This is a genomic window from Actinoalloteichus spitiensis RMV-1378 (assembly GCF_000239155.1).
GTDB lineage: Bacteria > Actinomycetota > Actinomycetes > Mycobacteriales > Pseudonocardiaceae > Actinoalloteichus_B > Actinoalloteichus_B spitiensis.
In genome coordinates, this window is record NZ_AGVX02000501.1 from 1 (window position 1) to 11,424 (window position 11,424).

Here is an 11,424-nt window from a genome sequence, read left to right on the forward strand (position 1 = left end):
GGGCGGCACCGCGTCGTGGCGGTCACCTGCGGTGGCCCCCCGCCGTGCTCCAGCACGCGTGGGAACCTCACGAGAAGTGGACTTGTAGCGCCCGACCCTGCCCGTCGTCCGTTCGCTGTGCGTGGAGGAATCCATGGTGCCGACATTAGTCCCTTTCCTGATCGGCTTGTGCACACTCCCACCGACCCACCACGGCGAGTCGCGCACCGTGATCAATGGACGGGATGGTTCCCCCGGACGCTGAAGCCTTCCGGGGGAAACCTGCCACGCTGCGCGACTGATTCCTGGTCCTTCCTCCACGGGACCGACAACCGGTCCCCGAGATCGGAGCTTTCCAACCCGAAAGACGGGTCGCCGAGCTAGACACCGGCCGACGGAACCCCGGCCGGCCGCCCGGCTCAGTCCCGCCGCTCCGCCTCGGTGTCCCTCTCCGACGCCGCACCGGGAACCGGTGGCTGGGGCGCCGCCTGTCCGAGCGCGCGACTGGGGCCCCCGGTGGACGGCGCCACCGGGGCGGTCGGGCTGTCTCCCGGGCCGCGGAGTCCGGCGACGGGCCCGGGTACCTCCTTGCGGGCGACCTCCTCGGCCGCTCGGACCGCCTCGGCCACCTTCGGGTCGGTCGAGGTGTCGAACCAGGAGGCCACCGCCTCGTCCTCCGCCTCGGGACGGGACTCGGGCACCTCCTCGGTCGGCGGCTCGTAGCGGAAGACACCGTCCTCGCCCGGCGCGCCGAGCATCCGGGCGAAACCCTCCAGGGACTTGTTGAAGTCACTGGGGATCACCCACACCTTGTTGGCGTCGCCCTGCGCCATCTGCGGGAGGGTCTGGAGGTACTGGTAGGCGAGCAGCTCGGGGGTCGGTTTGCCCGCCTTCACGGCGGCGAACACCTTCTCGATCGCCTTGGCCTGCCCCTGCGCCTGGAGGTACCGCGCCGCGCGCTCACCCTGGGCGCGCAGGATCGCGGACTGCCGCTCACCCTCGGCGCCGAGGATGGCCGCCTGTTTGGACCCCTCGGCCGCGAGGATCTGGGACTGCTTCTGCCCCTCCGCCGTCTTGATGGCCGACTCCCGCTCACCCTCCGCGGTGAGGATCATCGCGCGCTTCTCGCGGTCGGCGCGCATCTGCTTCTCCATCGAGTCCTGGATGGAGGGCGGCGGGTCGATCGCCTTCAGCTCCACCCGCGCGACGCGGATACCCCACCGCCCGGTGGCCTCGTCGAGGACGCCGCGCAGCTGGCTGTTGATCTGGTCGCGGGACGTCAGCGTCTGCTCCAGGCTCATACCACCGACGACGTTGCGCAGCGTGGTGGTCGTCAGCTGCTCGACACCGACGATGTAGTTGGAGATCTCGTAGACGGCGGCCCGGGGCTCGGTGACCTGGAAGTAGACGACGGTGTCGATCGACACCGTCAGGTTGTCCTCGGTGATCACCGGTTGCGGCGGGAACGACACCACTTGTTCCCGCAGGTCGATCCTGGCCCGCACCCGGTCGAAGAAGGGTACGAGGAAGTTCAGTCCGGGGGCCGCGACCGTGCGGAAACGGCCAAGCCGCTCGATGACCGCCGCGGTCGCCTGCGGAATCACCAGGACGGCCTTGGCGACGATCGTGATGACCAACAGCACCACGACCGCCAGCACAATCACTGACGTCATCAGTGTCCACCTTTCTTGTCAACGAGCGGCGGGGGCCCTCGGGCGGGAACGGTCAGGAGGGCAGTTCCCAGGGTTCCCGCCACACCACGGCGGTCGCCCCCCGTATGTCGAGCACGACGACTTCCTGCCCCTCCTCCAGGACCTGGGTCTCGTCGAAGCTGCGCGCGGACCACACCTCCCCCGCGATCCGCACCCGTCCGTCCTGGGAGTCCGTCGTGGCCACCACCGTCGCCTTGCCACCGATCAGGGCGTCGGTGTGCATCCTGACCTCGTCGCCCACGCGCAGCCGGCGCTTCAGTGCGGGCCGCGCGAGGGTGACCAGCCCGAGGGAGACGACCGCGAAGACCACGACGTCGACCCACAAGGGCAGGCCCAACGCGGCCGAGGCCGCCGCGGCGAGCGCGGCCAGGCCGAGCATGACGAGGACGAACTCCCCGGACAGCACTTCGGCGATGATGAGCACCGTTCCCGCGATGACCCACAGCAGCGCCGCCATGTCTCCATGGTGGCAGAACACGCCCGGTTCCGGGTCAGGAAGCAGGGGTCGGTGCACGAGGGGCTACGGGCGTCGCGCCGACCGGGGCCTCAGCCGGCGCGCTCGGCGTCGGGTTCGGTGACGAAGTCGATGAGGCGCTCCACCGCGCCGATGAGCGGCGTCTCCAGGTCGCGGAAGCTGCCGACCCCGGACAGCACCCGGCGCCAGCCCGAGGCGGCGTCCGGCCAGCCGAGGGCCGCGCAGACCCCCTCCTTCCACTCCCGCCCCCTGGGCACCTCCGGCCACGCGGGCACCCCCACCGACGCGGGTCGCACCGCCTGCCAGATATCCACGAACGGGTGACCGGTCACCAGGACGTGCTCACTGCCCGGGATCGTGGCGAGCTCGGCGACCAGGCGGGACTCCTTGCTGCCCTCGACCAGGTGGTCCACCAGCACGCCCACCCGGCGGCCCGGTCCTGGCGCGAACGCCAGCAGGCGGTCGGCGAGGTGGTCGACACCGCCGAGGGGTTCCACGACCACGCCCTCCACCCGCAGGTCGTGGCCCCACACCCGTTCCACCAGTTCGGCGTCGTGGGTCCCCTCGACCCAGAGCCGGCTCGCCCTCGCCACCCGAGCGCGCAGCCCGTCGACCCTGGTCGAACCGGACGCGGAGCGGGACGCCGGCCTCGTCCCGGGGGGAGCGGTGGGGCGCACCAGGGTCACGGGGTCGCCCTCGTGGAGGAAGCCCGCCGCGCGCAGCGGGAACACCCGGCGGCGGCCGTGCCGGTCCTCCAGCACCACGCCGCCGTGGTCCAGCCCGACGACGGCTCCGCAGAACCCGCTCACCGGATCCTCCACCACCAGTCCCTCCTCGGCGGGCACCTCCGGGACGGACCGACGTGGCCGGTGGGGGTCGAGGCCCGGCAGGCCCGGGTTTCCGAACGGCATGGTCGACAACGGTAACCGGGCTGGGAGCCCGGCGTGCCCCTGGCGGGCCAGGACGGCGGGGGCGGTCTGGTGATGGCCCTTCGACGGCTGGCCACCCGACCGAGTACTCTCGTGCGCCGTGCCATCCCCGAGTGCGACGATGGTCATCTGGACATCCGCCTGGCTGCGCGGTTCGGCCGCCGCCGATGATGTGCTTGATGCCCTGAACATCTGGGCCGAGGCCCACGAGGTACGAGCGGCTGACGACCAGACCGCCGCCGCCCTGGATCTGCCCGGCCCCAACGACAGTCCGACCGGTCTCGCCATGCTGCTCGCCGCCCTGCGGCGGTGTCCCGAGACGAACGCGCACCTCGTCCTCCCCGTCGCCGGCGACGTTCGCGGCCTCGGCGGTCCGGGCCCGTTCAGCGAGGCCGCGCTGCTCGCGGGGGAGGCCGTCGTGCTTCCTGAGGCGGGCATCGGCCTGGTTCCCCGACCGGGTCCCGAGGGGCTGATGCGCTGGAGCGTCCACGACCTCCCCGAGATGCCGCCGACGCCGCTGCACCCCATCGGCGAGGCCGAGCACGGTCTGGCGGCCGCGATGCGGCAGGCGGCGACCGCGCTCACCGAGCTGGGGGTCGCCCGGAAACGGCCTGGCGTGCGCGAGGAGATCGCCGCCGCCCTGGCCAACACCCCGCGTCCCCAGTGGCCGGAGGCGATGCCGCAGCGCGCGCTGCGCGTGCTGGAGCGGTCCGCCGAGGTGGCCGCGATCCTGGACGTGGCCAGCAGGGACGCTCCAGGGGGAGCGTTGTCGGCATCGGCGGCCCGCGCCCGCGACGAGGCGTTGCGCCCCATCTACAACGCGGTCCGCGCTGCCCGGATGACCGCGGTGGACGACGCGGCACGGGTTCTCAGCGACCGCGCGGCCCGACACTGACGACCGGCCCGGGGTGGCCGTCGACCAGCGCCACCCCGGGCCCGCGGTGCTGACAGGCGGAGTCGCGGGACTTCGCCGACGTGCGAGAGGATGACCGCGTGCGACCAAGCGGCGGAGAGAAGGCGAAGCTCGCGGACTGGTCAGATCGAGCGATCGTGGCGATCAGATCCCGGGACCCCGAACAGCTCGACCGGGTCGTGCACGAGGTGCGGGCGGCGGGCAGCCTCGGGGCGCTCCTCCGGCAGTGGACGACGACGATCGTGCGGTTCGCTCCGCACGACGAGACGGGTGGCATCCAGGTGCCGGCCCCCGCCCAGGACGATCCCAGCCGGGAACTGACCATGCAGGCCGTCGGCCAGCTCTTCCAGGCGACCGTGGCGGGGGACACCGACGCGGCGAACCGGATCTGCGAAGCCGTGGCGGCCTGGCCGGCCGAGGCGCAGTCGGCGATCAGTTCGACCGTGGCGCGCATCGTCGACAGCACGATCTCCCCGCTGGCGGTCCCCTCCCACTACCTGGTGCTGCTCGACTGGCTCGCGGTGATCCCCCGAGGTGAGGAGGACCAGTCCGTTCTGGAGGACCTGCTCGTCGTGATCAGCAGGATGTGGCACGGCGACGGGTCGGAGGGCGCCCGGGCCGCGGGGGTCCTGCTGACGGGGCCCGACCGGCTGCGGCGGGCGATCACCCTGCTCGCGCGGGTCCTCGGCTCCCGACTGCCCCCTGGCTCCCAGGTCACCGCCCGGGTGATCGAGACGAAGGAGGGCTCCGCCGGCACCATGACGGCCGAGCTGGACACCGCGACGACGAACCCGGAGCTGGTGGAGGACTCACGTCGGCGCGCGCTGCTGCTCGCCGGCCGGGCGATCCGGGACATGGCCAACGGCGAACCCGACCGGGTTCGGGCGGATCTGGACCGCGTCGCGGAGGACACCGAGACGTTGGGCACCATCGCCCTCGTCCTGTGCTACATGTTCCGCAGCAGGATCCTCGGCATGGAGCCGGTAGTCGGGAACTGACACTCCCACCGGCGGTGTCCGCACCCGGGCGTGCGCGCCCCCACCGGAAACGCGCCGCCCTTCTCCGGGGGCCGGCGACGGCGGTCCCCGAACACCCCCGCACCGGGGCCGACCAGGCCGCTCGCTCCGGCCGGCCCGACCGCGGGGGCCGACCAGCCGCCGGGGCACCTCAGCGGGCGGCGCCCAGCCGTTCGCAGCAGCCCACCGCGCAGGGCGCCCCGTTCACGGTGCACCCGCCGGAGACCAGTTCGGACAGCTTGCGTTCCGGCGCGTCGGCCACGTGCTCCCGCACCAACTCCACGACGAGTTCGGCGAAGCGGCGGTCCGCTCCGGCCGTCGCGGCGCGGGCGAACCCGATCCCGCGTTCCTCGGCGGCCTCCCGCGCCTCCTCGTCCAGGTCCCACAGGATTTCCAGGTGGTCGCTGACGAACCCGATCGGCGCGACCACCACGGCCGGCACCTCGGCCGGGTCGAGGCCCTCGATGTGGTCGACGACGTCGGGTTCGAGCCACGGAACCTGCGGCGGGCCGGACCGGGACTGCCACACCACGTCGTACTCGGTGACACCGAGTTCCGCCGAGACCAGGCGGGCCGTCTCGGCCACCTGCCTGGAGTAGCGGTGTCCCCCCTCCGAGGCGGGCCCGGCCGCGGCGTCGGCCGCGGTGGGCACCGAGTGGGCGGTGTAGACCACCCTGGCCGCGTCCCGCCGTTCGGCGGGGATCTCCGCCAGCGCCGACCGCACCGCGTCGGCGTTGGCGGCGACGAACAGCGGGTGGTCGAAGAACTGGCGGAGCTTGACCAGTTCCGGCGCCCGCTCCCCCACCGCGTTCCTGGCGCGCTCGATGTCCTCGTCGTACTGCCGGCACGCCGAGTACCCGCCGTAGGCGCTGGTGGCGAAGACGAGGGCCCGGCGAACACCGTCGGCGGCCATCCGCGCGACGGTGTCCTCCACCATCGGTTCCCAGTTGCGGTTGCCGAAGTACACCGGCAGGTCGAGTCCCTGGCGGTCGAGCTCGATCCGCACCCGGTCGATGATGTCGCGGTTCAGCTGGTTCAGCGGGGAGACGCCGCCGAAGTGCAGGTAGTGCTGGGCGACGTCGTCGAGCCGTTCCGGCGGGACCCCGCGTCCTCGGGTCACGTTCTCCAGGAACGGGCGGACGTCCTCGGGGCCCTCCGGCCCGCCGAAGGACAGCAGCAGCACGGCGTCGTAGCTCACGTGCCTTTTCTACTCCGCTGCCCCGTTTTCGGCAGCAGCGGGTGGCACCGGCTGTGGCGGCGGCCATAAGCCCTTCGGCGGGCGGCGGTGGGAGGCGCGTCAGACGCCGACGGCGTGGAAACCACCGTCGGCCATCACGATCGAACCGGTCGTGCTGGGCAGCCAGTCGGAGAGCATCGCGCACACCGTCCGGGCCACCGGCTCGGGGTCGGTGACGTCCCAGCCGAGGGGAGCGCGGCTCGTCCAGGCGTCGGCCAGGCCCTCGAAACCCGGGATGGACTTCGCCGCCATCGTCTTCAGCGGACCGGCCGAGACGAGGTTGACCCGGACCCCCCGTCCGCCCAGGTCCCGCGCCAGGTAGCGGTTGGTGGACTCCAACGCCGCCTTGGCCACGCCCATCCAGTCGTAGACCGGCCAGGCCTGCCGGGCGTCGAAGTCCATCCCCACGACGGAGCTCCGCTCGGCGAGCAGCGGCATCAACGCGGTGGTCAGGGACTTCAGCGAATAGGCCGAGGTGTGCACGGCCGTCGCGACGTCCTCCCACGGGGCGTCGAGGAAGCCGCCTCCCAGGCAGGACGGTGGGGCGTACCCGATGGAGTGCAGCACGCCGTCCAGCCCGTCCAGGTGCTGCCCCACCCGCTCGGCGAGCGTGGCGAGGTGCTCCTCGTCCGTGACGTCGAGTTCGACCACGGGCGCCGGCGTGGGCAGTCGACCGGCGATGCGCTCGACGAGGCTGAGCCGGCCGTACCCGGTCAGCACCACCGTCGCGCCCTCCTCCTGGGCCTTCCTCGCGACGTGGAAACCGATCGAGGAGTCGGTGATCACGCCCGTGATCAGGAGGCGCTTGCCCTCCAGCAGTCCGGTCACCTGTGTCGTCCTTCCTGGTTGCTGTGCTTCGAGTGGTGGTCGGGCCGGGTCAGTGGCCCATGCCGAGACCGCCGTCGACGGGGATCACCGCGCCGGTCACGTAGGCCGCGGAGTCCGACGCCAGCCAGGTCACGGCCGCCGCGACCTCCTCCGGGCTCGCGTACCGGCCCAGCGGGACCTGGCCGAGGATCTCCTCACGCCGCTTCTCCGGGAGCTGGTCGGTCATGTCGGTGGCCACGAACCCCGGCGCCACCACGTTCGCGGTGATGCTCCGGGAGCCCAGCTCCCTGGCGATGGAGCGGGCCATGCCGACGAGACCGGCCTTGCTCGCGGCGTAGTTCACCTGACCCGCCGAACCGGTCAGCCCCACCACGGACGAGATGAAGACCATCCGGCCCCACCGCTTCCTGAGCATGGCGCTCGCCGCGTGCTTGGCCACCCGGTAGCTGCCGGTCAGGTTCGCGTCGAGGACCCGGGCGAACTGGTCCTCGCTCATGCGGAGCAGCAGGGTGTCGTCGGTGATCCCGGCGTTGGCGACCAGCACCTCCACCGGGCCGTGCTGCTCCTTGATCTCGGCGAAGGCCGCCTCCACCTGTGCGGCGTCGGTGACGTCGCACTTCACCCCGAGCAGCCCCTCGGGGACCTCGCTGCCCCGGTGGGTCACCGCGACCTTGTCGCCCTGCGCCGCGAAGGCCTGGGCGATCGCCAGGCCGATGCCGCGGTTTCCTCCGGTGACCAGAACCGACCGTGCCAAGGCGTCCTCCTGCTTGCTGATGGAGCGAGACTGGACGCAACGCTATGGGACGCCTCCCGGCGGCCGACATGCGGCGTCCTACAAGGAATGCGCTGATTCCCCGTTCGTCGGCCACTTGTGCGGGGGCGGTGGTCGGCTCGGATCAGATACCACGCCTGGTGATCAGCAGGGAGGTCGTCCCGGCGAGCACCGCGACGACGGTGCCCAGCACGAACCACGGCTTGGAGGCGTCGACCTGCTGGAGTTCGTACCCGATCTGCTCACCAAGCGTGTCGTACACGCGGTGCAGCTCCTCGGCGCTGGCCGCCTTGTAGAACTCGCCGCCGGAGACCTCGGCGATCTGCTCCATCATGACGTCGTCGACGGGCACGTCGATCTCCTGCCCCTGGATCTCCACCCGACCGGAGTCGGTGCCGAAGGAGATCGTGGAGATCGGCACGTCGGCCTCCGCGGCCTCCTCCGCCGCGTCCAGCTCCAGCTTGCCGACGGTCCGCTTCCCGTCGGTCATCAGCACGATGCGGGCGGGCGGTGGCCCCTCGGCGCCGCTCACGATCGCTCCGAAGGACTCGATGGCGGCCAGCGAGGCGGTGATGGCCTCCCCGGTCGCGGTGGCCTCGGCCAACCGCAGTCCCTGGATCGCCTGGACCACGGTGTCCCGGTTGACGGTGGGCGGCACCAGGACGGTCGCGGACCCCGCGAAGGACACCAATCCGACGTTGACCCCGGGGGTCATGCCCTCGACGAACTCGGCGGCGGCGTCCTGGGCCGCCTCCAGCCGGCTCGGCTCGATGTCGGTGGCCTGCATCGACAGCGACACGTCGATCGCCAGCATCACGGTGGCCCGGTTCCGGGGAACGCGGTCCTCGGTGGTCGGGCCGGCCAGCCCGACCGTGAGCAGCACGAGGGCGACACCGAGCAGGGCGGAGGGGGTGTGGCGCCGCCAGCCCGGGGTGGGCGGAGCGACCCTGTCGAGCAGCTCCAGGTTGGCGAAGCGCAGGGCGTCCCGCCGCCGCCGGCGCATCGCCAGCAGGTAGCCGACCGCCAGCGCGGCCACCCCGAGCAGGAGCAGGAACCACCATGGCGTGGCGAAACCACCGAACGCCAGGCTCGGCATCAGCGCGTACCCCCTGACCACTGTCGCTTGCGCGTCACGACGAACCGCACGATGTCGGCGATCCAGTCGGAGTCGGTGCGGAGGGTGAGCTGCGCGCTGCCGGCCCGCCGCAGTTCCCGTCCGACCTCGGCCCGGTGTGCCGCCGCGGCGGCGGCGAAGTCCCGGCGGAGCCTCGGAGTGGTCTCCACCTCACGCTGCCGCCCGGACTCCGGGTCGGCGAGGACGACCGTCCCCACGTCGGGCAGTTCGAGGTCCCGGCGGTCCAGCACCTCGACCGACAGCAGCTGGTGCCGGGCCCCCAGCGCGCGCAGCGGACGGGCCCAGTCCAGTGGGCCGAGGAAGTCCGAGATCACCACCACCAGGCCCCGCCGCCGCCTCGGCCGGCGGAGTTGTTCCAGGGCCGCTCCGAGATCGCCCCGCACGCCCTGCTCGGCCCTCGGCGTGTCCGCGATCTCCCTGATCAGGGACCGGATGTGCGGCAACCCGCTTCCGGGTGGGAGCCGCCGGGTCCGGTCACCGGTGGAGATCACGGCCCCGATCCGGTTGGCCCCGTTCCTGGTGAGGTAGGCGAGGGCGGAGGCACCGGCCACGGCCAGGTCCCGCTTCTCGCAGTGGACGGTGCCGAAGTCGAGGCTGGCCGAGAGGTCCATCACCAGCCAGGTCTCCAGTTCCCGGTCAGCGGCGGTGTCCCGGATGTGGGGTTCCGTCGTGCGCGCGGTCACCGCCCAGTCCATCAGCCGGACGTCGTCCCCCACCTGGTAGACCCGCGCGTCGCCCGGTTCGCTGCCCGGTCCGGGCAGGAGTCCCAGGTGGTTCCCCTGGAGCAGCCCGTCCAGCCGCCGCCGGACCACGAGTTCGAGCGACCGGAGCGCCGCCTCCGGCCGCCCCGGCCGGGTCGTGGGCGGGGCCCAGGCGGGCCGGGGCGGGGCTGGTGCGGTCCGAGCTCCGGTCACGGCAGCGGGTGGGCGTGGTTGGGCACGACGGGCGCCGGCATGCTCGGCTGCTGCGGGCGGGCGGAGACCTGCGGCAGCGGCACGGTCTGGAGCACGCGGGAGACCACGTGGTCCACGGGGACGTTGTCGGCGAGTGCGTCGTAGGAGAGGACCAACCGGTGCCGGAGCACGTCGGGCGCGATGTCCACCACGTCCTGGGGCAGCACGTAGTCCCTGCCGCGCAGCAACGCCAGGGCGCGGGCGGCGGCGACGAGTCCGAGGGTGGCCCGGGGTGAGGCGCCGTAGGCGATCCAGTCGGCGACGTCGGCGAGGCCGTGTTCGGCGGGGGTGCGGGTGGCGACCACCAGGCGCACCACGTAGTCGACCAACGAGTGGTGCACGAACACCTGGCTGGCGACGTCCTGGAGCCTGCTGAGCTCGCGGGGGTCCACGACCTGTTGGGGGTCCGGAGCCCGCACGCCCATCCGGTAGACGATCTCGCGTTCCTCCTCCGGGCTGGGGTACTCGACCTGGACCTTGAACAGGAAGCGGTCCCGCTGCGCCTCGGGCAGGGGGTAGACGCCCTCGTTCTCGATCGGGTTCTGGGTCGCCAGCACGAGGAAGGGCTGCGGCATCTCGAAGGTTCGACCGCCGAGGGAGACGTGGTGTTCGGCCATCACCTCCAGCAGCGCCGACTGCACCTTGGCCGGCGCGCGGTTGATCTCGTCGGCGAGCACGAAGTTGGCGACGACGGGGCCGAGTTCCACATCGAAGGCCTCCTTCCCCTGCCGGTAGATCCGGGTGCCGAGGATGTCGGCGGGGACGAGGTCGGGGGTGAACTGGAGACGGGAGTAGGAACCACCGATGACGCGGGCGACCGTCTCCACGGCCAGCGTCTTGGCGACCCCGGGCACGCCCTCCAGCAGGATGTGCCCCCTGGCCAACATCCCGACCAGAATCCGCTCGACCAGTCGGTCCTGGCCGACGATCACCCGCTTGATCTCGAACACCATCCGTTCGAGGACCCCGGCGTCCTGCGCCGGAGTGCTGGGCGGGTGACTGTCCACGGTCTGGTAGCCGGACGTCTGGACCCCGTGGTCCGTGTCGGCCTGCCCGCCCTCGGTCACTCTGCCTACCTCCTGCGACAACGTCTCGTGGTGTCAGCTCCGGCTTCGCCGGCCGGGGTCGACTCCACCGGCGCCAGGGCGCCGGGCCACTCCGGCCGACTGCCGGACGACGGGCACCACCGTATCGCCGAACAGCCGTGGACCGCTCCGGACTCGACACGTCGACGAGTGCGGACAGCTAACCCGACCAGGGGTGTGGCCGAGGTCAACTGTCGCGACCTCCACCGGGGGCGGCACCGGGACGCGTCGGCCGCGTGGCGACAGGTGGCCGCGCCGGGCCCTCCGGCGCCGAGCGGGGGTCCCCGGCGCCGGGCGCCGTCCGCGAGCTCCGCGCGCTGAGGGGGAGGACCCGGTGCCGCGCTCCTGGGGTGGTGGGAACGGCGGTGGTCCGACCGACCGGCTCCCCCC

Annotated in this window: 11 protein-coding genes; 2 read left to right on the plus strand and 9 right to left on the minus strand. The window is 72.5% G+C overall.

Annotated elements, in window-relative coordinates; translation table 11 throughout:
- Positions 1 to 398: 398 nt before the first annotated feature.
- From ACTIDRAF_RS0220300 to ACTIDRAF_RS0220310, 3 genes are all read right to left on the minus strand, one after another.
- A complete protein-coding gene (locus ACTIDRAF_RS0220300) occupies positions 399 to 1,652 on the minus strand; it encodes an SPFH domain-containing protein (protein WP_052168909.1) in 1,254 nt (417 codons plus the stop codon).
- A gap of 52 nt (positions 1,653 to 1,704) precedes the next feature.
- The gene (locus ACTIDRAF_RS0220305) at positions 1,705 to 2,148 is read right to left on the minus strand and encodes an NfeD family protein (RefSeq protein ID WP_016700554.1); all 444 of its coding nucleotides are present in this window, start codon (positions 2,146 to 2,148) and stop codon (positions 1,705 to 1,707) included.
- 89 nt (positions 2,149 to 2,237) lie between these two features.
- Complete coding sequence (locus tag ACTIDRAF_RS0220310) at positions 2,238 to 3,077, minus strand: DUF3097 domain-containing protein (RefSeq protein ID WP_016700555.1); 840 nt, start codon at positions 3,075 to 3,077, stop codon at positions 2,238 to 2,240.
- 118 nt (positions 3,078 to 3,195) lie between these two features.
- On the opposite strand from ACTIDRAF_RS0220310, the gene ACTIDRAF_RS0220315 reads away from it, so the two are divergent.
- Together ACTIDRAF_RS0220315 and ACTIDRAF_RS0220320 are read left to right on the plus strand one after the other, a co-directional pair.
- Entirely contained in the window at positions 3,196 to 3,990 is a 795-nt protein-coding gene (locus ACTIDRAF_RS0220315) for a hypothetical protein (RefSeq protein ID WP_157163166.1), read from the plus strand.
- 155 nt (positions 3,991 to 4,145) lie between these two features.
- On the plus strand, positions 4,146 to 5,006 hold the full coding sequence (locus ACTIDRAF_RS0220320; protein WP_016700557.1) for a hypothetical protein: 861 nt from the start codon (positions 4,146 to 4,148) through the stop codon (positions 5,004 to 5,006).
- Positions 5,007 to 5,175: 169 nt separating this feature from the next.
- On the opposite strand, the gene ACTIDRAF_RS0220325 is transcribed toward ACTIDRAF_RS0220320, so the two are convergent.
- From ACTIDRAF_RS0220325 to ACTIDRAF_RS0220350, 6 genes are all read right to left on the minus strand, one after another.
- Positions 5,176 to 6,222, minus strand: coding sequence for a ferrochelatase (locus ACTIDRAF_RS0220325; RefSeq protein ID WP_016700558.1), 1,047 nt, complete (start codon positions 6,220 to 6,222; stop codon positions 5,176 to 5,178).
- Between the two features lie 99 nt (positions 6,223 to 6,321).
- A complete protein-coding gene (gene fabI / locus ACTIDRAF_RS0220330; protein ID WP_016700559.1) occupies positions 6,322 to 7,089 on the minus strand; it encodes an enoyl-ACP reductase FabI in 768 nt (255 codons plus the stop codon).
- 49 nt (positions 7,090 to 7,138) lie between these two features.
- Positions 7,139 to 7,843, minus strand: a complete 705-nt coding sequence (gene fabG, locus ACTIDRAF_RS0220335; RefSeq protein ID WP_016700560.1) for a 3-oxoacyl-[acyl-carrier-protein] reductase — start codon at positions 7,841 to 7,843, stop codon at positions 7,139 to 7,141.
- Between the two features lie 142 nt (positions 7,844 to 7,985).
- The gene (locus ACTIDRAF_RS0220340) at positions 7,986 to 8,948 is read right to left on the minus strand and encodes a VWA domain-containing protein (protein WP_026066316.1); all 963 of its coding nucleotides are present in this window, start codon (positions 8,946 to 8,948) and stop codon (positions 7,986 to 7,988) included.
- Positions 8,949 to 8,956: 8 nt separating this feature from the next.
- Entirely contained in the window at positions 8,957 to 9,910 is a 954-nt protein-coding gene (locus tag ACTIDRAF_RS0220345; RefSeq protein ID WP_016700562.1) for a DUF58 domain-containing protein, read from the minus strand.
- Complete coding sequence (locus tag ACTIDRAF_RS0220350) at positions 9,907 to 11,016, minus strand: AAA family ATPase (RefSeq protein ID WP_016700563.1); 1,110 nt, start codon at positions 11,014 to 11,016, stop codon at positions 9,907 to 9,909. Before ACTIDRAF_RS0220350 ends, ACTIDRAF_RS0220345 begins: the two co-directional genes overlap by 4 nt.
- Positions 11,017 to 11,424 lie beyond the last annotated feature (408 nt).